Here is a 20,602-nt window from a genome sequence, read left to right on the forward strand (position 1 = left end):
TGACGGGGCACCGCCCTTTTCGCGTCACGCGGTCGCGGTCAGCATCTCCTCGATTCGTTGCCACAGCGTGGAGAACAGCTCCGGGGACTCGCCCAGCACGACGAAGTTCACGATGTCGTCGCCGCGCACTTCGAGTGCGTACACGGCGTCGTTCGCCCGTTCCACGCGCACCGCGACCGTCGTGCCGCCCAGGTGCACCGTGCCGGCGAGACCGCGCTTGGCGAGTGCGGGGGGCGCGGCGGCGAACTGCTCGGCGAGGGTGCGCAGGGCGCTGTTCTGCGCGGGGGCCTCCGGCTGTTTGAGCGCCGCGACCAGGTCGGCGACGGGAACGCGGTCGTGGCCCGCGGTCTCGGCGGCCTCGATGCGGGCGACGAGGGTGTTGACGAGATGCTCGTCCGCCCGCAGGTACGTCACGTTCGACGACGTGGGCGGCTCGCCGGTCAGCACCGGTAGCACGTGCTCGCGGTCGTTCACGATCTCGTCCACAGTGGACACGAACGGCACGAGGAAACGCACCTCTGCCTGCGGCAGGTCGTTGCTCTCCAGCACGGTCAGGCCGCGCTGACGGCACGCCTCGACCACTTCGTCGACCACGGCGCGCTGTTCCTCGGCGAACGACACGGCGATGTCGCAAGTCGCGGATTCGGTCACTCGAACCTCCCTGATGACGACCGGCCGGCGGCCGGGTGCGCGCAGCATCCACGGCGGGTGTTGACCAGAAGTGGATGAGGAGTGGACGTGTTGACCACCTCGGTGGGCAACGGGAAACACCTGTTTTCAGCCTTTTCGAAGACGAATGCTCGAAGGGAGCCCGCAAGAAGCGGGCGAAATCCGGAAATCAATTCCGACTCCCTTCGGAGGATTCGCCATGTCCAAAATCGTGTCCACTTTCGGCGTGGGTGTCGCCACCCTCGTGACCGCGCTCGCCGTCGCCGCTTCCGTTTCCGGTGGTGTCGCGGCCAACGCGGACGACAACCCGCCGCCGCCTCCCACCGCGACCACCACCACGGAGAACCAGGACGGCCACGGCAACCCGTGGCACGGATGATCTGACGCGAATGCGCCCCGGCCATTTCTCGAAACGGCCGGGGCGATTGCGGCACAACGGTCGGGATGATGTACTCGGAAGACGCCGGAGCGGGAGGCAATCGTGTCCGAAACTTTTGGTGAGTTGCTGCGGGCGCACCGCGTCGCGGCGGGACTGTCGATGGGACAGCTGGCCAAGCTGATCCATTACAGCAAGGGTTATCTCAGCAAGATCGAGAACGACCTCAAACCGCCGACCCCGACATTGGCGCGGCTGTGCGACGGCGTGCTGGACGTCGGTGGCCGGCTGGTCGAGGCCGCCGTCCACGGGCCGTCCCCGCGCGACGTCAGGGGTCTCGGCCGGCGTCAGGTGCTGGTGGCCGGAACGATGCTCGGCGTCGGCGCGCTCACGGGCGGCGGGCGGCGGCCGGTGCTGGACGAGCAGGTGATCGCCGGGATGCGCACCTCGTTCGAACAGATGAGGGGCCTCGGGCTGCGCACCAGTCCGCAGGTGCTGCTCGAACCGCTGCAGGCCCTGCAGCACACGGTGCACGGCCTGGCGCGCGAGAACGCCGGACCGGTGGGCACCCGGCTCCTCCTGCTCGCGGCGCGCATCGCCGAGTACACCGGCTGGATGTGCCAGGAGGCGGGGGACGACGAGGGCGCGCTGTGGTGGACCAGGCACGCCTCCGAACTCTCCCGTGCGGCAGGGGATCCGGACATCGCGAGCTACGCGTTCGTGCGGGAGGCGGGTCTCGCGCTCTACCGCCAGGACGCGTCCGCCACGATCAACCTCGCCCAGCAGGCCCAGTGGATCGGCAGGGCCGGCTCACGCGTCCTCGCCCTGGCCGCCCGGCGTGAGGCGCAGGGCCACGCGCTCGCGGGCGACCGGAGTGCCGCGGAACGCGCGTTCGACCGTGCCGCGAACCAGCTGGAGGCCGCGTCGCCGGACAGCCCGTACCCCGTGCTCGGGTCGACCGCCCCCGACCCGCTCGAACTGGCCAGGGGCTGGGCGTTGTCCGATCTCGGGCTGAACGCCGAGGCCGCGGTCGTGCTGGACCGGCAGCTCGCGCTGGTGCCGGCCACGTCCCGGCGCAGCCTGGCGAGGTTCGGCGCCCGGCGTTCGCTCGCTCTCGCGTTGTCGGGCGAGGTCGACGAGAGCTGCCGCACGCTCACCCTCGTCCTGGACGACGCGGCGCACGTGGACTCCGCGACGGTGCGGACGGACCTGAGGCAGTTGGCCAGAACCCTTGGCCGGTGGCACAACCACGGTGCCGTGCGCGAGGTCTACCCCGACCTGAAACGGCTGTTCGTTCACCGCTGACCGCACGCGCACGTCAGCCCTGCCCGTTCCCGCCGCACCTCCTCGGCCTCCGGCTGGTCGAGCTCGCGGTACACGGCCTCGGCCGCGTCCCAGTGCGCCACGGCTTCCGCGTGCCGGCTCATGGCGTGCAACGTTCTTGCCGCGCCGATCTGGCCGTACGACTCCTGCGTGCGGTTGCCGGTACCTGCGGCCACGTCCAGCAACTCCTGGTAGAGCCGCAGCGCCGCGCCCGGCCGGCCGCGGTCCTTCTCCGTGGCGGCCCGGTCGCGCAGGAGACTTCCCTGCAGTTCCGCGTCGACCAGCCCGGTGGCGGCCCTGGTCGCGAGGTCGTGGTGGTGCAACGCTTCGGGGAACCTGCCCGCGAGGCGGTGGGCGTCGGCGATGTTGGTCAACGCGTAGGCCGCCACGCAGAGGTCGTCGAGCTCGACCGCGATCTCGTGTGCCTCCAGGTGATGGAGGATCGCCTCGTCGAGCATCCCCAGGTGCTGCTGGTTCGCACCCAGGTTGTTCAGCACGTGGGCGAGTCCCTGCTGGTGGCCGCTCTCCCGCAGGAACCGCACGGCGGCTTCCTGCTGTGCCACCGCGACGTCGTACCTGCCGTGCTGCTCGTTGAGGTAGCCGAGTGAGCTCAACGCGTGCCCCTGGCCGCGCGCGTCCCCGCACTGCTCGTACTTCGGCAGCGCGGCCTCGAAATGCCTCGCCGCCTCGTCGTGCCGGCCCAGTTGCATCTCCGAGACGGCGATCGCGCACAACGCCGCGGCCTCACCGGGCACGTCGCCCAGCCGGGTCCAGCACGCCAGCGCCTGCTCGGCGAGGCCGACCGCCTCGGTGTGCCGGCCGCGCCGGTCATTGGCGATGGACAGGCGATACAGCACGTGCGCCCGGCCGTAGTCGTCGTCCGGTCGCACGGAACTGACGGCGTCGATCCAGTCGTCGATCCGGTTCGCGGTGTTGAAGTGCCGCCAGATCAACGAGGCGAGCAGCCACGCGCGGTCCGAGTCCGCCTGCTTGATCGCGGCCATCAGGTTGTCGCGCTCGGCGATGATCCACGCCATCGCCTCGTCCTCGCGCGCGAACCGAAGGCTCTGCGGGCTTTCCCGTTCGACGGAGGGCAGGGCGGCGCGGTCGAACGGGTACGCGACGTTCACGGCGTCCGCGAGCGTCACGAGGTAGAAGTCGAGCAGGCGCTCCAACGCCTCCGCCGACGGAAGTTCGAGAGCGGCGAACTCCTTGATGGAGTCCAGCATCTGGTAACGCTCCGGCGCGACCTCCTCCAGCAGGCAGACCTCGTGCAGGTCGTGGAGCAGCTTGCGAGTGGCGGCGATGTCGCTGCCGATGAGCGCCGCCGCGCCGACGATGTCCACGTCGGGCCCCGGCAGGTGTCCGAAGAGGCGGAAGACCTGCTGCTGGTCGGCGTCGAGTTGCCGGTAGGAGGCGTGGATCGCGGCGCCGTCCTCCCGCCACGCCCCGGTGTCGTCGAGCTGGCCGATCAGGTAGTCGAGCGACCACCTGTCGTGCTTGCGCAGCAACGCGGCCGCGATGGTGATCGACACGGGCATGTAGCCGCAGCGCTTCACGAGCCCAGCGACATCCGCGGACCTGCCGCGCACGCGCGACGAGCCGTTCGTCAGCCTCTGGAACAGCGCGGACGCGTCTCCGGCCGGCATCGGAGCCAGCCGCACGTGCTCGCTGATGTCCGGCTCGCCCATCTTCCTGCTCGTGACGACGGCGAAGCAGTCGCGCGTCTCGGGCAGCAACGGCCGGATCTGCTCGGGTGACGCCGCGTTGTCCAGCACCACCAGCGTTTTCGTCCCGTAGAGCCGCGACTGGTAGATCGTCGCCTTGCGGCCCACCGTGTCGGGGATCTGCTCCGCGGGCACGCCCAGATCGGTGAGCAGCTGGTCCAGCGCGTCCGAGACGGACATCGGCGCCACGTTCGGCGTGAAACCGTTGAGGCGCACCAGGAGCTGGCCGTCCGGGAACCGGTCGCGCAGGCGGTGCGCGGCTTCGACGGCCAGGCCGGACTTCCCTACGCCGGGCGGCCCGCTGATCCACACGGCTCGTCGTTCGTCCGACCCCGCGGCAGCCGCGGCGATCTTGTCCAGCTCGCCGGAGCGGCCGGTGAACGCGCCGGGGCGGGACGGCAGCGTGCTGGCCGGTTCACCGCGCCGGGCGCGTTCCGCGAGGTTGCGCAGCACGGTTCCGGGCTCGATGCCGGACTCGGCGAGCGCGGCGGACGCGGTGTCGAAGACCCGGATCGCACCCGCGCCGTCGCCGCCGGCGATCAACGCCCGCATGAGGAGCTCGGCGTACTTCTGGTGGTCGGGGGAGGTGCGGGTGGCGCGGCGCATCCGGTCCCTCGCCGACCGGTGGTCGCCCGTGACGAGTTCCAGCTCGGCCAGGTCGCCGAGCGCGTCGTGGTAGCTCTCGGTCGGCGGGAACACCTCGGCGCCGCCGACCCTGTCGACGTCGATGTCCTCGAGGAATCGCCCGCGCCACAACGTCACCGCCTCGCGCAGCAGGTCGATGGCCCGGCGCTGGTCGTTGTCCTGCTGGGCGAGCGCCGCCTCCTCGCGCAGCCGGTCGAAGCGGACCGTGTCGATCCGGTCCTCGTTGACGCGCAGCACGTACCCGGTGGCCGTTCGCTCGATCTCCGCGTCGGTTCCGTCGAACGTCTTGCGCAGCTTGTTGATGTAGCCGCGCACGAGAGTGCGGCGTTCCGGGTTGTCGGGCCACACGATCTCGGTGATCCGTTCGGGTGACAGCGGTTTGTTCGCGTGCAACAGGAGTACGACCAGGATGAAGCGTTGTTGCTGGTCCCCCAACGGTATGGCGGTGTGGTCGTGCCACGCCTCCAGTGGACCCAGCATTCGAAATTCCACGCCGCCTCCCGGTCTGAAGCTTCCGTCTGGGTGGAATGTCGCGCAGAGTCCCGTCTGCGTGTCACCGAATCAGCTTTTTGTCCACGTTTGATCAACGCGATCCGGTAACGGTGCACGGCATGGACCGTGAGGTGTTGCCTTGTTACGTGGCGTGCGATGTGTCCTTCTCGATGGCCGCCCACATCGACGAGGTGAACGCCGGCATGCGGGAGTTCCGCGGTGTGGTGCACGCGGATCGCCGCCGCGGTACCCAGATTCGGCTCTGCGTGGTCGTTTTCGCGGAACGACCGCTGGTCGTGCACCCTCTGGCCCCCGCCCTCGACCCGGTCGAAGTTATTCGACCGCGCCAGGAATCGGGTTCTGACTTCGGATCCGCGTTCACCCTCGTGCGCACCGTCATCGAGCGCGACGTGGAGAGCTTGAAGGCGCAGCGGATGCGGGTGCGCCGCCCGATGCTGTTCTTCGTCTCGGACGGCAGGGCCACGGATCCCGCCTGGCCCGCCGCGCTGGAACGGCTCAGCGCCACGACGTCGTGCCCGGAGATGATCGCGTTCGGGCTCGGGGCCGTCGACCAGTCCGCGCTCGGCCGCATCGGCCGCTCGCGGGTCTTCCTAGGCGGCGACGGTGTGCGGCTGGGCATCGCGCTGGCCTCGTCGGTGGCGCGGACGGTGCTGCGGCCGGACCACGTCTGACCGATCCACGGCGTGTCCACTTCTCGTCCACATGGTCGACGCAACCTGCCTCCGCCGCACGTGAGCACGCAAGGTGAGGAGAACCGGGGATGACGACGACGAGCCTGGTGCAGGAGCTGAAGACCCTCCGCAAGGGACGCGGGGTGCACGCGGGACGGATCGGGGACAAGATCGGTCCGGCGCTGGCCGCGGCGTGCGGGATCACCGGCGCCGACGGGGCGGTCGCGGCCAAGCAGAAGCTGGTCACCCGGCTGACCGAGCTGGTCGAGCAGCTCCCGGAGGACCTGCATCTCGCGGCACGGGTGGCGTTCGGCCTCGTCTCGGACGTCCGGCACCCGCTCTACCAGGAGCGCGTCAGCTGGCTGGCCGCCACGATCGACCGCGACGCCCGCACCGTGCGCCGGCGCGTCGACGACGCCGTGGAGCAGCTGGCGGAGCTCGCCGCGACGACCATGCGTCGTGACGTGGGCGGCTGGCACACCGCGGAGCTGGCCGTGGCGGTGATGCTGGACCAGGAACGGCCGGAGGTGCTGGAGCGCTACCAGGTCGTCGTGAACGAGGACGGGGTGACCTCGTTCGACTTCGCCGCCGCGTTCCCCGTGCACCGGCGGGACGTGGAGGCGCAGCTCCTGTACGGAGGCACGTTGCAGGACCGGGGCAACCTGGAACGGCCTGGTTTCCGGCTCGTCCCGGCCGAACCACTGGGGCGCGGCGAGATCCACGACTTCGCGATCCGCTACCGGCTGTCCCACCGCGACGCCATGCGTCCGTGCGTGCTGCATGTGCCCGAACGGCCGTGCGACGTGTTCGACCTGCGCGTGCGGTTCGAGCACGACCGCAAGAGGCTGGTGCGGGCGTTCGACGGGGTGCTGCGGTCCGAGGCCGAGCCGACCGGGACGGCGCAGTCCGTGGACCGGGCGGGGGAGATCCACCTGCGGTTCCGTCGGCTGCTGCCCGGGCTGCTCTACGGCGCCCGGTGGGGCAGCGCGGCGGTCTGCTCGGCGCGCCGGGCCTCATGACCGGCGGGGCTCGTACCAGGTCTCGCCCGCCGGTTCGCCCGCCATGTTCCACGCCCAGACCCTGGTAGGCGTGATCCGGCAGTAGACGCCGGGGCCGACGATGCCGGTGCGGGCCTCCGGGTCGTCGGCGGTGCCGTAGACGCGGATCGCCCGCGCGACGAACGGGGTGAACGAGACCAGGTCGTCGACCACGAGTGAGACCTTGCGGCGACCGGCGGTGATGTTGCGGAACTTGCGGGTGTTCCTGACCTGGTCGCCCGCACCGCCGACCCAGAGGTGCGTGCCGTCGTACTCGAACGCCAGCGGCACCACGTCGGGCCAGCCGTCCTCGTTGATCGTGGCGAGGCGGGCCAGGGGCTGTTCGCGCAGGTAAGCGATCTCTTCGTCGGTGAACATGCCCTCTATACGAACAGGCGCGCGCGTTTTCGACCACCGGGCGGCCAAGCCGGGCATGCTGGACGGGGTGAGACCGCTGATCCTGCTCGACGTCGACGGCCCGCTCCACCCGTGGGCCGCCAACCCCAAGCCGGACAACTACCGATTGTTCGAGATCAAGGCGGGCTGGCGCCGCAGGCTCCGCGTCTGGCTCGACCCGGACCACGGCCACCAACTGAGACGGCTGGCGGAGGACACCGGCGCCGAACTCGCGTGGGCCACGACGTGGCTGCATCGGGCGAACACCGAGATCGGACCGCGTCTGGGCCTTCCGCCGCTCAAGGTCGTCGAGTTCCACGACGCGACCGGCTGGAAGTACCCGGCGGTGGCGCGCTACGCGTGGGAACGGCCCCTCGTCTGGTTCGACGACGACTTCGGGCTCCACTCCGCGCGCCGCGAGGAGTTCGTCCACAAGCGACGGCACCTGACCACCGCGCTCATCCACGTCGATCCCGGTACCGGGATCTCGGCACAACACCTGAGTGAAGCCCGCGAAGCATTCGGCGGCAACCCCCGGGACGCCGAGAATTCACGGTAGGAGTCGAGAAGGTCTCAACCGGCGCGGCTGGCTTGACAACGAAAGCATCCCGAGCCAATCCTCCGCTGGTGCTGAAGCGAGGGAACGTCACGACGAAGTTGATTGGCGTCGGCGCGTTGGTGCTGGCGGTGGCCGCCTGTGGCGCCCCGCCCGCCAAGGAGACGCCGGCTGGTGCCGCCGGAACCGCGAAGTCGGCGAGTGAGCTCGGCGGCATGGACAAGCTGGTCGAGGCCGCCAAGAAGGAGGGCAAGCTCAACGTCATCGCGCTGCCCCCGGACTGGGCGAACTACGGCGAGATCATCAAGGCCTTCGAGGCCAAGTACGGCATCAAGGTCGACTCCGCGCAGCCGGACGCGTCCAGCCAGGAGGAGATCAACGCCGCCAAGCAGCTCAAGGGCAACGACCGCGCGCCGGACGTGTTCGACCTCGGGCTCAACGTGGCGCTGGCCAACAAGGACCTGTTCGCCCCCTACAAGGTCAGCACGTGGGACGACATCGCCGCGGAGCTCAAGGACGCGGACGGCGCGTACTACGGCGACTACGGCGGCTTCATGTCGATCGGTTACGACGCCGCGAAGGTGCCGGCGCCGACGAGCGTGAAGGACCTGCTCAAGCCCGAGTACAAGGGCAAGGTCGCGCTCAACGGCGACCCGACGCAGGCCGGTGCCGCGTTCTCCGGCGTCATGATGGCGGCGCTGGGCAACGGCGGTTCCGCCGACGACATCGCCCCCGGTGTCGAGTTCTTCAAGCAGCTCAAGGCCGCCGGCAACTTCCAGCCGGTCGACCCGTCGCCCGCGACCATCGAGTCCGGTCAGACGCCCGTCGTCATCGACTGGGACTACACCAACGCCGCCCAGACCGAGAAGCTCAAGGGCAAGCTCGACTGGAAGGTCGTCGTCCCGGCCGACGCGCAGATCGGCGCCTACTACAACCAGGCCGTCAGCAAGGACGCGCCGCACCCCGCGGCCGCGCGCCTGTGGCAGGAGTTCCTCTACTCCGACGAGGGCCAGAACCTGTACCTGAAGGGCATGTCCCGCCCGGTGCGCCTGGACAAGATGGGCGACAAGGCGGACAAGGCGGCGAAGGACAAGCTGCCGAAGACCGAGGGCAAGCAGGTGTTCCAGACGCAGGCGCAGGCCGACAAGGCCAAGGCCGTTCTCACCGCGACCTGGGCGCAGGCCATCGGATGACCTCAGTCGCTCCCGTAGCGGCGGCAAAGCCCGGCGGTCCTACCCCCAGCAAGGGTGGGGCCGCCGGTCGGCCATCTGTGGCCGCCTGGCTCGTCGCGGTGCCGTTCCTGGCGTTCGTCGGCACCTTCCTCGTCTACCCCACGGTGCTCGTGCTGTTCGGCGCCTTCCAGGACTCCAACGGCGCGTTCACGTTCGGCAACCTCACGACCCTCTTCACGGGTGTCGTCTTCGACGCCTTCGTGCGCAGCATCGAGCTGTCCGCGCTCACCGCGGTCATCGGTGCGATCTTCGGCGCGCTGCTCACGTGGGCGATCGCGGTCGGCAACCCCGACGGGATGCTGCGCCGGATCGTCGTCGCGGGCAGCGGTGTGCTCGCCCAGTTCGGTGGCGTGCCACTGGCGTTCGCGTTCCTCGCGACGGTCGGCTTCGAAGGTCTCGTCACGAAGTTCCTGCGTGACAACGTTGGCATCGACCTGTTCGCCGGCAGCGCGTGGCTGTTCGACCTGCCCGGCCTGACGCTCGTCTACACGTTCTTCCAGATCCCGTTGATGGTCATCGTGTTCCTGCCCGCGCTGGACGGCCTGCGCCCGCAGTGGCGTGAGGCGAACGCGAGCCTCGGCGGCACGAGCTGGACGTACTGGCGGCACGTCGGCGGCCCGATCCTGACGCCGCCGTTCCTCGGCGCGCTGCTCCTGTTGTTCGCCAACGCCTTCAGCGCCTACGCCACGGCCGCCGCGCTGGTCTCGCAGGGCAGCCCGATCGTGCCGTTGCAGATCCGCGGTTTCCTCACCGGCGAGGTCGTGCTCGGCCAGGAGAACCTGGGCAAGGCGCTGGGCCTCGGCATGGTGATCGTGGTCAGCATCGCGATGGGCGTGAACGTGCTGCTGCAGAAGAGGGTGGCCAAGTGGGTTCGCTAGTCAAGCAGCGCGTCCTGCGCACGATCATCCTGCTGATCCTCGGCGTCTACTTCATCCTGCCGCTGATCGCGATGGCGGAGTTCTCCACGCGGGGCAAGGGCGGCAGCCGCAGCCTGGACTCGTGGACGTCCATCGTCGACGACGAGGGCCTGATGGAGGCTCTCGTCAACTCGCTGCTGCTGTCGGTGACCTCGGCGGTGCTGATGCTGGTGCTGCTCGTGCCGACGATGGCGTGGATCCGCCTCAGGCTTCCCCAGTTGCAGCGGCTCGTCGAGTTCCTGTGCCTGCTGCCGCTGGCGATCCCCGCGATCGTGCTGGTGGTCGGCATGGCGCCGCTCTACGCGTGGGTGAACTTCTTCCTCGGCGACTCACCGCTGACGCTGACGTTCGCGTACACGATCCTGGTGCTGCCGTTCGCCTACCGCGCGGTCGACGCCGGTCTCGCCGCGATCGACCTGAAGACGCTGGCCGAGGCCGCGCGCAGCCTCGGCGCGTCGTGGTTCACGGTGCTGTGGAAGATCGTCGTGCCGAACATCCGCGTCGCACTGATCGGTGCGTCGCTGCTTTCGGTGGCCTTGGTGCTCGGCGAGTTCACCATCGCGTCGCTGCTCAACTTCGACACGCTGCAGGTGCAGGTCAACCTGCTCGGCAAGCGCAACGCGGGTGTGTCCATCGCGGTGTCGTTGCTGTGCCTGATCTTCGCGTTCGTCCTCCTGTTCGCACTTTCCTACGTCGGCCAGCGGCGCCGTCAGACCGTGGTCGAGGAGTAAGCACATGGGTCATCTGGAACTCACGGGACTGCGCAAGTCCTTTGGCGGCAACATCGCTCTGGACGGTCTGGACCTGGAACTGGCCGAGGGCGAGCTCGTCTCGTTGCTCGGCCCGTCGGGCTGCGGCAAGACGACGGCGCTGCGCATCGTCGCGGGCTTCGAGACGTCCGACTCCGGCACGGTCACGGTGGGCGGCAAGGACATCACTCGCGTGCCGGCCAACAAGCGGGACATGGGCATGGTCTTCCAGGCCTACAGCCTCTTCCCGAACATGACCGCGGCGCAGAACGTCGCGTTCGGCCTGAAGCTGCGCAAGGGTGACACGAAGCGGACCTCCGAGCTGCTGGAACTGGTCGGCCTCGCACACCTCGGCGGCCGTTACCCGCACCAGATGTCGGGTGGTCAGCAGCAGCGCATCGCGCTGGCACGCGCCCTCGCGATCCAGCCGCGCGTGCTGCTGCTGGACGAGCCGCTGTCCGCGTTGGACGCCAAGGTCCGCGTGAACCTGCGGGACGAGATCCGTCGCATCCAGACGGAGCTCGGCATGACGACGCTGTTCGTCACGCACGACCAGGAGGAGGCGCTTGCCGTCTCCGACCGCGTGGGCGTCATGTCGCACGGCAGGCTGGAGCAGCTCGACACCCCGTCGGTCGTCTACCGGGAGCCCGCGACGGCGTTCGTGGCGCAGTTCGTCGGCGTGACGAACAGCGTCGAGGCCAAGGCGGAGGGCCAGACCGTCGTGGTGAACGGTGTCACGGTGGCCGCGTCGCACGACCAGCCGTCCGGAAGCGACGTTCGCGTCATCGTGCGTCCCGAGGACATCGGCGTCTCCGCGCACGACGGCGACTCCAATGGCAAGATCGTGGGCGACGTGCTGACCCAGTCGTTCCTCGGGCCGGTCACGCGGATCTCGGTCAGGGTGGGGGAGCAGGTGCTGCGCATCGACCAGCCCTCCAACACCGCCTCCGCCTACCAGCCCGGCACGCGGGTCGCGCTCGACCTCAGCGAATCACGAATCATGGTGGTGCCGGGATGATCAAGAAGCTCCTCGCTCGCGACACGGCGGAGACCCACCGGGTCGCGACGCCGTTGGAGCTGCTGTTCGACCTCAGCTTCGTGGTGGCGGTCGCCCAGGCCGCCGCCTCGTTGCACCACGCGGTGTCGGAGAACCACGTCGGTGCAGGTGTGCTGGCGTTCTGCATGGCGTTCTTCGCGCTGTGGCTGCCGTGGCTGAACTTCACCTGGTTCGCCAGCGCGTTCGACAACGACGACACGCTCTACCGGATCATCACGATGGTCCAGATCGCCGGCGTGCTCGTGGTGGCGGCGGGTATTCCCGCCGTCTTCGAGCACCAGGACTACCGGATCGTCGTCGGCGGCTACATCGTCATCCGGCTCGCGATGGTCGCGCACTGGCTGCGTGCCGCGCGGGACAACCCGGCGCACAAGGCGTGCGCGTACCGGTACGCGGGCGGCATCGCGGTCATGCAGGTGCTGTGGGTGCTGTGGCTCTTCGTGCCGCCGGGCCTCGCGGTCGGGCTCTGGGTGCTCGGCATGCTCGCCGAGCTGCTGATCCCTGCCTGGGCAGAGCGGACGGCCGCCACGACCTGGCACCCGCACCACATCGCGGAGAGGCACGGCCTGTTCACGCTGATCGTGCTCGGCGAGTCGATCCTGGCCGCCACGCTCGCGTTCCAGAAGGGCTTCGACAGCGGCGTCAACCTCATCTCGCTCGCCGTGGCCTCGCTGATCATCGTGTTCTCGGTGTGGTGGATCTACTTCGAGGCGCCGTCCCACCTGCACAACCTGAAGAAGGCGTTCCTGTGGGGCTACGCGCACTTCTTCATCCTCGGCTCCATCGCCGCCCTCGGTGCCGGCCTCGCCGCCAGCGTCGACTACGACCTGCACCTCTCGCACGCGCCGGGCACGACGGTCGCCGCGTTCACGACGGTGCCGCTGGCCGTGTTCTTCCTGTGCGTCTGGTACGTGCAGGACTGTCACGACCAGTCGGGGATCCGCAAGTACCTGCTGCCGCTGGGCTCGCTCGCGGTGCTGGCGGCGACGTTCGGACCGGCACCGATCCACGTGACGGCGGGGATCGTGCTGGTCCTCTGCATCGCGAGCCGGCTGGTGCAGTCGGCCGATCAGCACGTGGCGGTGTGAGGCACTTTCGCGTCTTCTCGTCCTTCTGACACCGGTGGTGCGATGATCGTCGCCATGACCGGTGTCCGTGAACTCCGCCTGGTCGTCACCGCTGACGACTACGAAGAGGCCCTGCGTTTCTACCGCGACGTGCTCGGCCTCGAGCAACGGGCGGCGTTCACGTCCGACGGCGGGCGGGTCACGATCCTGGAGGCCGGCAGGGCCACGCTGGAGATCACCGATCCGCCGCACGCCGAGTACATCGACCAGGTCGAGGTCGGCAAGCGCGTCGCCGGGCACGTCCGGGTGGCCTTCGAGGTCGACGACTCCGCCGCGGCCACCCGTGCGCTGGAAGCCGCCGGTGCCGAGGTGATCGCGGAACCGACGCGCACGCCGTGGAACTCGCTCAACGCCCGGCTGGCCGCGCCTGCCGGGTTGCAGCTGACGTTGTTCCAGGAGCTGGGCGAATAGATGACGATCTCCGCTGCCGGGTACCGCGACCTCGCGAACCGGGACGTGCTGGCGTGCGCCGTCGTGACGGTCGCCGCGAAGTTACCGATGTCCATGACGCCGCTGATGATGGTGTTCCTGACCAGGGGACTGCCCGGCGGGTACGTGCTGGCCGCGTCACTGGTCGCCGTCTACGTGCTCGGCGAGATCCTCGGCGCCGCGCTGCTCGGGCTCTTCCTCGACCCGTCGCGGATGCGCGGGCAGCTGTCGATCGGGCTGGTCGTCGGCGCGGGCGCGTTCACGACGCTGGCGCTGACGCAGAACGTGACGGTGCTGGCGATCGCGGCGTTCGTCGCGGGCGCCGGGCCGTCGACGACACCGGGCGGACTGCGGGCGATGCTGCTCGGGCTGGTGCCGGACTCGTTGGTGCCCAAGGCGATGGGCTTCGACGCCATGATCACGCAGGTGGTGTGGGCGGTGGCGCCCGCGCTGGTCACCGTGCTGGCGCTGAGCGTCGACCACCGCGCGCCCGTCGTGGTGTCGGTGTCGCTGGTCGTCGTGGCGGCCTGGCTGGTGTTCATCCTGCCGCGCGGGCACGTGACGTCCCGTTCCGGCACGGCGAAACCTCGTGTCGTGGCGTCGGCCTGGCCGATCTACCTCGTGAGTGCGGCGGCGCTGGCACAGCTGGCGGTCGCGGAACTCGTGCTGCCCGCGTTGCTGGAGCACCGGGGGATCGGGATCGGCTGGATCGGACCGCTGCTCATGGGTTTCGCGGCGTGCAGCGCGCTCGGCGCGGTGCTGTACGGGCTGCGGCCGTGGCCGGGATCGTTGCGCACACAGGGTTTGGTGCTGCTCGTCGTCACCGCGACGTGCGTCGGCGCGCTGGCGTTGTTCCCGAACCTGCCGGGCATCACGGGCGCGTTGCTCGCGGCCGGGCTGTTCCAGTCCGGTGTGCTGGTGACGCGCAGTCTCGCGTTGCGCGAACGGCTTCCGGTCGGCGCGCACGCTGCGGGGTTCTCGATGATGTACGCGGTGACCGGCGCGGGCTACGGGCTCACCGCGGTCGTCGCCGCGTGGGCGATGGACGTCGGCTCGCCGGTCTGGGCCGTTTTCGGTGGTGTGGCGGTGACCCTGGTCCTGACAGCAGTCAGCGCGGCTGCCGAACGCCGGCAGCCGCGCTGATCTGAGAGGGAAGCGTCTACCCGCGGTAGAAGTTCCCCTGGGTCTGCACGTTCAGCTCGTCCGTGCGGAACAGCTTCGCCACGAACGTGCGCGGGTCGCGCATGTCGATGACGTCGAAGCCGCGGCCCATCTCCGAGGAGTAGATGTAGCCGTTGTACCAGTACGTGGACCACGTACCGCCGCCCGCGCCGTTCGGCATCGGGCCGCGCTCGAAGAAGCCGATCTCACGCGGCTTGGCCGAGTTCGTGAAGTCCCACACCGAGATGCCGCCCTGGTACCAGGACTGCACCATGATGTCCTTGCCGGGCACCGGGATCAGCGAACCGTTGTGCGCGACGCAGTTCTCCGTGTCGCCCTGCATGCGCGGGATCTTGTAGTAGGACTTGAAGACCAGCTTGCGGTTCTTGCCCTTGCCCACGATGTCGTAGATGCCGTTGGCGCCGCGGTTCGGGCCGATCTTCTCGTTGCACGTCGCCGCGCCGCCGCCACCGAGCTCGTCGGTGAAGACGACCTTGGTGCCGCTGTTGTTGAAGGTCGCCGAGTGCCAGAACGCGAAGTGCTTGTCGTCCTGGACGCGGTTGATCTCCACCAGGTTCTCCCTGTCGGAGATGTCCCAGAGGACGCCGTCACCCATGCACGCGCCGGCCGCGAGGTCGAGCTGCGGGTAGACGGTGATGTCGTGGCAGCCGGAGGTGGCCGAGGTGTAGCCGGTCTCGATGGTGCCGGGGGTGCCGGCGTTGCCGCCGTCCGGGAACAGGACCGGCGCCTTGAGCAGCGAGGCGGAGGCCGGGTTCTTCACCGGGACCTTGACGATCGAGATCTTGTCGTGCGGCGGCTGGCAGTCCGGGAACGTGGCGTTGGGCGAGTAGGAAGAGACGTAGAGGTACACGTCCTTCTTGTTCTTGCTCGGCACCATCGTGTGGGTGTGCGAACCGCAGGCGGTCTCGACGGCGGCGACGTAGCGGGGTGCGCTCTTGTCGCTGATGTCGAAGACCTTGATGCCCTCCCACGACTCCTTGATCGTCGCGGGCTGGGACACGCTGTTGCAGGAGTTGTCGCTGCGCGAGGAGTCCGTCGACAGGAACAGCAGGTTCCCGTAGACCGAGATGTCGTTCTGCGAGCCGGGGCACAGGACCTGGCTCTTGATCGTCGGCTTCTTCGGGTTGCGGACGTCGTAGATGACGAAACCGTCGTAGTTGCCGACGAACGCGTAGTTGTCCTGGAACGCGATGTCGGTCTGCGTCGAGCTGAGCGGAGCCTGCTTGTCCAGGTGGGCGACCGGGACCATGTTGCGGCTGCGGCTGATCTCGTCGACGCCGGGGAGGGCGTTGGATCCTTCCGCCCGGGACTCGAGCTGGGCCTCGCTCAGCCCCTTGCCGTCGGCGGGAAGATCGGGCTCTGCGAGCGCGGGAGCCGTCAACGTTGACAGCGTCAGCGTGAGGGCCCCCAGAATCGCGAAAGGCGTTCTGCGCCGCCGGGCCGTTTCGCGTGAAGTCACAGCTGTACCCCCTCGGTACGGGTTGGTGAGGGGGAGTATCACCCTTTCGCCTTGCTAAAGGCCAGCGTCTTTCGGAGGGTTCTGCACTCTTTGTCCACAGTTGAAATGTCAGACTTACGTCATGGAGTAATTGTCCGGTTTCGCGGCGTCACCGGCTGTATGCCACGTCGCGCGGCCTGGATCACGGGGTGGCGGACTGTATTGTCCGAAGCATGCGTTCTGGGGTCCTGGTCTTCGTCGCGGCGGCCGCGCTGCTCGCCGGCTGCACGTCCGAGCCCGCCGCCGCACCGGTCATCGCACCGGACACTCCCGGCGGCTCCGCGCCCACCGTCGCGCCCTCGGACGTGACGGGCAGGGTCGAGGCGCCGCCGAACGACGCCGACCGCGAGTACGTGGCGATGATGATCGCGCACCACGAGCAGGCGCTCGCGATGACGCGCTTCGCCCCCGATCGCGCGGAGAACGAGACCGTGAAGGGCCTGGCCGACCGCATCCGGTTCAGCCAGGAGCCGGAGATCGGCGCGATGAAGCAGTGGCAGCGGACGTTCAACGCCATCGGCACGCACGGTGATCACTCGTCGATGCCGGGCATGGCGACGCAGGACCAGTTGAACGCACTGGGTGCCGCGCGCGGCAAGGACTTCGACCGGATGTTCCTGGAGCTGATGATCAAGCACCACGAGGGTGCGATCAAGATGGCGACCGACGTGCGCGGTTCCGGGACCAACGTTCAGGTCGAGGAGATGGCGGACGACGTGGTCGCCACCCAGGACGACGAGATCAAGAGGATGAAGAAGCTCCTGACGGAGCTGTAGGCCCTACTGTTCGGTGCGCTGCCGCGGCAGGACCATGTCCTCGGCGTGCTGGAAGGTCTCGACGGCGTTGCCCGTGACGTGCCGGGCGATGCCGCGATTGCGCTTGTGGGCCTCGCGGAACGAGTCGGACTTGACCCAGGCGCGGAAGTCGTCCTCGGACTCGAACTCGTTGACCGACACGTACGGCTGGTCGTCCTTCGTCGGCTTGAGCAGCGTGCTGCGCAGCAGACCGGGGACGCCGGGCAGGAACGTGCGCATGTTGTCGCGGAAGTGGGCTTCGAACTCCTCTGCCCGCTCGGCGGGCACGAACAGCCGGTTCGTCGCGATGAACATGGGCCCTCCTTGATTCCGACGCTCTGTCGGGAACTATTCCAACTCCCCGTCGGGAAATCAAGCGCGATACGATCCCGATGTGCCGAGGATCAGCGCAGACACCGTCGCGGAGCATCGCGCCAACCGGTTGCGCGCCCTGCTGGACGCCGGGCGGGACATCGTGGCGACCGAGGGAGCGGAGGCGCTGACGCTCGCGTCGCTCGCCAGACGCGTCGGGCTGTCGCGGCCGAGCCTCTACGAGTACTTCCGCTCGCGTGAGGAACTGGTCGCCGCGATCGTGACGGACGCGCTGCCGGAGTGGGCGGACAAGCTGGAGGACGCGGTCAACAACGCCTCGTCCGTGCCGGAGAAGATCGAGGCGTACCTGCGCACCGAGCTCGCGATCATCACCGACGGCAGCCACGGGGCGGTGGTGGCCCTGTCCGCGCACACGTTGCCGGACTCGTCGCGCGAGCAGATCAGGGCCGAGCACGAACGGTTGCTGGCGCCGCTGGTCGGTGTCTTCAGGACGGCGGGGGTGGAGCGCGCGGCGCTGCGGGCGATGCTCGTGCACGCGATGGTCGAGGCGACGTCACGGATGATCACGCCGGGCCGCAACGAGCACAACGAGGCCGTCATCCGGACGCTGCTCGACCAGGTGGTGCACGGGCTGGACAAGCCCATCAGCTGAACGGCACGACCTCGCCGTGGCGGACGAGTTCGCCGTAGTGCTCCGCCTTGAGCGGGCCGAGGGCGAGATCCAGCAACGCCGTCGCGGCCTGGGCCGGCGTGGGCGCGGTGCTGACGTCCCACCACAGCGCCGATGTCGGCGTGTTGATCATTCCCGGGCACGCCGCCGCGATCAGGACGCCTCGGGCGAGGTCGGTTTCGCGGCGTTCCTGCGCGAGGACGCGGACGGCGGCGACCTGGCCGATCTTCGACGGGATGTTCACGAATCCCGGCCACGCTCCGGAGCGCGCCCGGCCGTCCTTCACCGCGTCGCGCCAGCGGGCGACCTGCGCGTCCAGCTCGTCCAAAGAGGACGGTCTCGTGAAGTGCCTGTGCAGCACCGGTGCGAGGTGGTGCAGGGTGCCGAGCGAGCTGGCGACCACGATCAGCCGGCCGTTGTCGTTGAGCAGCGGTGCGAACGCCTTCAGGAGCCTGGTGGTGCCGAAGTTGTTGACCTCGGTGTAATTGTCGATGATCTCGCGCGGGTCGTCGTCGGGGCCGACGCGCATGACGGCGTTGCCGAAGACGACGTCGATTCCGCCGTGCCTGTCGTGGATCTGGGCGGCGAGCTTCGCGGCGGAACCGGGGTCCGCGACGTCCAGGAGTTCACCGCGGACCTTCGCGCCATCGCCTGGCATGGACTGGACGGCGGAGGTGATCTTCTCGATGTCCCTGCCGGTGAGGTAGACGGTGTCGGTGGGCTCCAGGCGGTGGGCGAGCCCCTCGGCCAGCGCCAGGCCGAGGCCCTGGGTGGCACCGGTGATCAGTGCGGTCGTCATGTCTCAGGCCTTCGCGAGGAGGGTTTCGGAGTACGTCCACAGCCGGTCGGCGTTGTCCGGGTCGAGGGCGTAGCGGGCGACGCCGTGCAGGGGCGGGGCCTCGCCGCGGCCGTCGACGGTCTGAGCCTCGTTGCAGTCGTCGAAGTAGCGGCCCCCGATGCCGTTCAGCAGTGGTGACGTGGCCAGCAGGACCGACGTCGCCGCGCCCTGCTCCGGCGTCTTGATCGTGTTGAGGTCGACGTCGCTCTCCTTGATGCCGAGGTGGGCCGACAGGTTCGTGAAGATGGCGCCGGGCATGAGGGCGTTCGCGGTGATGCCGTCCCCGGCCCAGCGCCGGGTCGCCTCGACCGCGAACAGGACGTTGGCGGTCTTGCTCTGGCCGTAGGCGGTCCACGCGTCGTAGGTGCGGAACGCGTAGTTGACGTCGTCGAAAACGACCGGCGAGAGCATGTGGCCAGTGGAGCTGACGACGACGATGCGCGCGTCGCCGGCGGCTTTGAGCGCCGGGCGCAGGCCGGTGGCCAGCGCGAAGTGGCCCAGGTGGTTGGTGGCGAACTGCCATTCCCAGCCCTGGCCGGTGTACCGCTCGGGGACGGCCATCACGCCGGCGTTGGCCACCAGGACGTGCAGCGGGCCGTCCCAGGCGCGGACGAACGCGTCGACGGAGGCGAGATCGGTCAGGTCCAGCTTCGCGACGCGGACGTCGCCGCCGATGTCCTGAGCGGTCTTCTCACCCGCGTCGGTGTTGCGGACGGCGAGGGTGACCTCGGCACCTCTGCCGGCCAGCGCTCGCGCGGTCTCGACGCCGATGCCGGAGGACGCGCCGGTCACGATCACGCGCTTCCCCGTCAGGTCGACGCTCTCGGCGACCTCGGCGGCGGTACTGCTGAACCCGAACTCTGTTGTGATCACGTCTTCGACGCTAGGCTCGATTCAGCCATGCGGGTAGCGAGATTGTGTCAAGAGGGGTATGCGTAAACGTCATGTCTCTGGCTGATGCCTCACTGGTGGCGCTGCGGGTGTTCCGCGAGGTGGCCGAGCGCGGCTCGCTGACCGCGGCGGCTGCGGCTCTGGGGTACACGCAGTCCGCCGTGTCCCGGCAGATCGCCGCTTTGGAACGGTCGGCCGGTGTCCCGTTGCTGGAGCGGCGGCATGACGGCGTGCGGCTCACCGCGGCTGGACGGCTCGTGTTGCGGCGCGCGGCCGTGGTGGTCGATCAGGTCGATGCGGGTGCGCGAGAGCTCGCGGGACTGCCTGAGGACGTGAGCACCGTCAGGCTCGGCTGGTTCGCGACAGCCGGGGCGTGGCTGCTCCCTCAGGCGCTGACGGCGTTGGGGCGCACGCATCCGTCGATCACCGTCGTCACGCGTGAGGGGAGCACACCGGCGTTGGTGCGCGCGCTGCGCGCGGGCACGGTGGACATCGCCTTGATCTCGTCGGCGCCGCCGTTCCGCGCGCCGGACGACGAGATTCCCGCGCTGGAGACCGACACCCTCGTCGAACGCAGCCTGCGCGTGGCCGTTCCGTCCATGCATCCGCTGGCGCGCAACGACTTCGTCGATGTCGAAGACCTGCGAGGCCAGCGCTGGATCGCGGGGCCCGGCGATCCGTGGGTGATGGGGGTGTGGCCCGGGCTGGACGAACGGCCCGTCGTCGCGCACACCGCGCGGGACTGGCTGGCCAAGCTGCAGCTGGTCGCGGCGGGGCTCGGCATCACGACGATTCCCACGTCACTGAGCGAGGTCGTTCCCGCCGGGGTGCGGATTCTGCCGGTGCGGGGTGGGCCTGCCGAGCAACGCCGTGTGCTGCTCGCGCGGTTGCCCGGACCGTTGCCGGAGCCGGTGGCGCGCCTGGCCGCTGCTCTGCGTGCCACCGTTCTCGAGACTGACTGACGGCATCAAC

At 69.2% G+C, this 20,602-nt stretch carries 22 protein-coding genes; 15 read left to right on the forward strand and 7 right to left on the reverse strand.

All coding sequences use genetic code 11. From position 1 onward, the window contains the following. Positions 1-24 precede the first annotated feature (24 nt). On the reverse strand, positions 25-651 hold the full coding sequence (locus SK854_RS33095) for a hypothetical protein (protein WP_319979055.1): 627 nt from the start codon (positions 649-651) through the stop codon (positions 25-27). Positions 652-868: 217 nt separating this feature from the next. Here SK854_RS33095 and SK854_RS33100 point away from each other — a divergent pair, with 217 nt between their 5' ends. Further along, the gene (locus SK854_RS33100) at positions 869-1,048 is read left to right on the forward strand and encodes a hypothetical protein (RefSeq protein WP_319979056.1); all 180 of its coding nucleotides are present in this window, start codon (positions 869-871) and stop codon (positions 1,046-1,048) included. Positions 1,049-1,150: 102 nt separating this feature from the next. Continuing rightward, a complete protein-coding gene (locus SK854_RS33105; protein WP_319979057.1) occupies positions 1,151-2,350 on the forward strand; it encodes a helix-turn-helix domain-containing protein in 1,200 nt (399 codons plus the stop codon). On the opposite strand, the gene SK854_RS33110 is transcribed toward SK854_RS33105, so the two are convergent. After that, the gene (locus SK854_RS33110; RefSeq protein ID WP_319979058.1) at positions 2,341-5,220 is read right to left on the reverse strand and encodes an AfsR/SARP family transcriptional regulator; all 2,880 of its coding nucleotides are present in this window, start codon (positions 5,218-5,220) and stop codon (positions 2,341-2,343) included. The genes SK854_RS33105 and SK854_RS33110 overlap by 10 nt on opposite strands. Positions 5,221-5,351: 131 nt before the next feature. Between SK854_RS33110 and SK854_RS33115 the strand changes: the two genes are divergently transcribed. Continuing rightward, positions 5,352-5,924 (forward strand): vWA domain-containing protein, encoded by a 573-nt coding sequence (locus SK854_RS33115; protein WP_319979059.1) that lies wholly within the window; start codon positions 5,352-5,354, stop codon positions 5,922-5,924. A gap of 89 nt (positions 5,925-6,013) precedes the next feature. Beyond that, entirely contained in the window at positions 6,014-6,943 is a 930-nt protein-coding gene (locus SK854_RS33120; protein ID WP_319979060.1) for a hypothetical protein, read from the forward strand. Here SK854_RS33120 and SK854_RS33125 read toward each other — a convergent pair. Beyond that, a complete protein-coding gene (locus SK854_RS33125; protein ID WP_319979061.1) occupies positions 6,938-7,339 on the reverse strand; it encodes a PPOX class F420-dependent oxidoreductase in 402 nt (133 codons plus the stop codon). The two genes, SK854_RS33120 and SK854_RS33125, sit on opposite strands and share 6 nt — an antisense overlap. Before the next feature lie 67 nt (positions 7,340-7,406). Between SK854_RS33125 and SK854_RS33130 the strand changes: the two genes are divergently transcribed. From SK854_RS33130 to SK854_RS33165, 8 genes are all read left to right on the forward strand, one after another. Then, positions 7,407-7,916: an HAD domain-containing protein gene (locus SK854_RS33130; protein WP_319979062.1), complete on the forward strand. Its 510-nt coding sequence runs from the start codon at positions 7,407-7,409 to the stop codon at positions 7,914-7,916. A gap of 68 nt (positions 7,917-7,984) precedes the next feature. Then, entirely contained in the window at positions 7,985-9,106 is a 1,122-nt protein-coding gene (locus SK854_RS33135; RefSeq protein ID WP_245822217.1) for an ABC transporter substrate-binding protein, read from the forward strand. A gap of 77 nt (positions 9,107-9,183) precedes the next feature. Further along, positions 9,184-10,023, forward strand: a complete 840-nt coding sequence (locus SK854_RS33140; RefSeq protein ID WP_319979063.1) for an ABC transporter permease — start codon at positions 9,184-9,186, stop codon at positions 10,021-10,023. Next, positions 10,011-10,793, forward strand: a complete 783-nt coding sequence (locus SK854_RS33145) for an ABC transporter permease (RefSeq protein WP_319979064.1) — start codon at positions 10,011-10,013, stop codon at positions 10,791-10,793. The genes SK854_RS33140 and SK854_RS33145 overlap by 13 nt, the downstream gene beginning before the upstream one ends. A 4-nt stretch (positions 10,794-10,797) precedes the next feature. Further along, positions 10,798-11,829: an ABC transporter ATP-binding protein gene (locus tag SK854_RS33150; RefSeq protein ID WP_319979065.1), complete on the forward strand. Its 1,032-nt coding sequence runs from the start codon at positions 10,798-10,800 to the stop codon at positions 11,827-11,829. After that, positions 11,826-12,956 carry a low temperature requirement protein A gene (locus SK854_RS33155; protein WP_319979066.1) on the forward strand — a complete coding sequence of 377 codons (1,131 nt, stop codon included), beginning with the start codon at positions 11,826-11,828 and terminating at the stop codon, positions 12,954-12,956. The genes SK854_RS33150 and SK854_RS33155 overlap by 4 nt, the downstream gene beginning before the upstream one ends. Positions 12,957-13,010: 54 nt before the next feature. Then, on the forward strand, positions 13,011-13,406 hold the full coding sequence (locus SK854_RS33160; RefSeq protein WP_319979067.1) for a VOC family protein: 396 nt from the start codon (positions 13,011-13,013) through the stop codon (positions 13,404-13,406). Then, the gene (locus tag SK854_RS33165) at positions 13,407-14,567 is read left to right on the forward strand and encodes an MFS transporter (RefSeq protein ID WP_319979068.1); all 1,161 of its coding nucleotides are present in this window, start codon (positions 13,407-13,409) and stop codon (positions 14,565-14,567) included. Between the two features lie 16 nt (positions 14,568-14,583). Here SK854_RS33165 and SK854_RS33170 read toward each other — a convergent pair whose 3' ends face one another. Then, entirely contained in the window at positions 14,584-15,987 is a 1,404-nt protein-coding gene (locus SK854_RS33170) for an LVIVD repeat-containing protein (protein ID WP_406601858.1), read from the reverse strand. Between the two features lie 290 nt (positions 15,988-16,277). Here SK854_RS33170 and SK854_RS33175 point away from each other — a divergent pair, with 290 nt between their 5' ends. Then, positions 16,278-16,880 carry a DUF305 domain-containing protein gene (locus SK854_RS33175; RefSeq protein WP_319979069.1) on the forward strand — a complete coding sequence of 201 codons (603 nt, stop codon included), beginning with the start codon at positions 16,278-16,280 and terminating at the stop codon, positions 16,878-16,880. Between the two features lie 3 nt (positions 16,881-16,883). Here the strand turns inward: SK854_RS33175 and SK854_RS33180 are convergent, their stop codons facing one another. Beyond that, positions 16,884-17,213, reverse strand: coding sequence for an antibiotic biosynthesis monooxygenase family protein (locus SK854_RS33180; RefSeq protein ID WP_319979070.1), 330 nt, complete (start codon positions 17,211-17,213; stop codon positions 16,884-16,886). A gap of 79 nt (positions 17,214-17,292) precedes the next feature. Here SK854_RS33180 and SK854_RS33185 point away from each other — a divergent pair, with 79 nt between their 5' ends. Then, positions 17,293-17,883, forward strand: coding sequence for a TetR/AcrR family transcriptional regulator (locus SK854_RS33185; RefSeq protein ID WP_319979071.1), 591 nt, complete (start codon positions 17,293-17,295; stop codon positions 17,881-17,883). On the opposite strand, the gene SK854_RS33190 is transcribed toward SK854_RS33185, so the two are convergent. Both SK854_RS33190 and SK854_RS33195 read right to left on the reverse strand, forming a co-directional pair. Then, complete coding sequence (locus SK854_RS33190) at positions 17,876-18,700, reverse strand: SDR family NAD(P)-dependent oxidoreductase (protein WP_319979072.1); 825 nt, start codon at positions 18,698-18,700, stop codon at positions 17,876-17,878. The genes SK854_RS33185 and SK854_RS33190 overlap by 8 nt on opposite strands. A gap of 3 nt (positions 18,701-18,703) precedes the next feature. Beyond that, on the reverse strand, positions 18,704-19,612 hold the full coding sequence (locus tag SK854_RS33195) for an SDR family NAD(P)-dependent oxidoreductase (protein WP_319979073.1): 909 nt from the start codon (positions 19,610-19,612) through the stop codon (positions 18,704-18,706). 71 nt (positions 19,613-19,683) lie between these two features. Between SK854_RS33195 and SK854_RS33200 the strand changes: the two genes are divergently transcribed. Then, positions 19,684-20,592: a LysR family transcriptional regulator gene (locus SK854_RS33200; protein ID WP_319979074.1), complete on the forward strand. Its 909-nt coding sequence runs from the start codon at positions 19,684-19,686 to the stop codon at positions 20,590-20,592. The last annotated feature ends 10 nt before the right edge of the window (positions 20,593-20,602 follow it).

Origin of the sequence: Lentzea sokolovensis, from assembly GCF_033949975.1 — a bacterium.
GTDB lineage: Bacteria > Actinomycetota > Actinomycetes > Mycobacteriales > Pseudonocardiaceae > Lentzea > Lentzea sokolovensis.

Coding starts and splice junctions, on each gene's coding strand:
- SK854_RS33100 (WP_319979056.1), top strand. CDS start 869: ATGTCCAAAATCGTGTCCACTTTCGGCGTGGGTGTCGCCACCCTCGTG.
- SK854_RS33110 (WP_319979058.1), bottom strand. CDS start 5,220: ATGCTGGGTCCACTGGAGGCGTGGCACGACCACACCGCCATACCGTTG.
- SK854_RS33115 (WP_319979059.1), top strand. CDS start 5,352: ATGGACCGTGAGGTGTTGCCTTGTTACGTGGCGTGCGATGTGTCCTTC.
- SK854_RS33120 (WP_319979060.1), top strand. CDS start 6,014: ATGACGACGACGAGCCTGGTGCAGGAGCTGAAGACCCTCCGCAAGGGA.
- SK854_RS33125 (WP_319979061.1), bottom strand. CDS start 7,339: ATGTTCACCGACGAAGAGATCGCTTACCTGCGCGAACAGCCCCTGGCC.
- SK854_RS33150 (WP_319979065.1), top strand. CDS start 10,798: ATGGGTCATCTGGAACTCACGGGACTGCGCAAGTCCTTTGGCGGCAAC.
- SK854_RS33155 (WP_319979066.1), top strand. CDS start 11,826: ATGATCAAGAAGCTCCTCGCTCGCGACACGGCGGAGACCCACCGGGTC.
- SK854_RS33160 (WP_319979067.1), top strand. CDS start 13,011: ATGACCGGTGTCCGTGAACTCCGCCTGGTCGTCACCGCTGACGACTAC.
- SK854_RS33165 (WP_319979068.1), top strand. CDS start 13,407: ATGACGATCTCCGCTGCCGGGTACCGCGACCTCGCGAACCGGGACGTG.
- SK854_RS33175 (WP_319979069.1), top strand. CDS start 16,278: ATGCGTTCTGGGGTCCTGGTCTTCGTCGCGGCGGCCGCGCTGCTCGCC.
- SK854_RS33180 (WP_319979070.1), bottom strand. CDS start 17,213: ATGTTCATCGCGACGAACCGGCTGTTCGTGCCCGCCGAGCGGGCAGAG.
- SK854_RS33190 (WP_319979072.1), bottom strand. CDS start 18,700: ATGACGACCGCACTGATCACCGGTGCCACCCAGGGCCTCGGCCTGGCG.
- SK854_RS33200 (WP_319979074.1), top strand. CDS start 19,684: ATGTCTCTGGCTGATGCCTCACTGGTGGCGCTGCGGGTGTTCCGCGAG.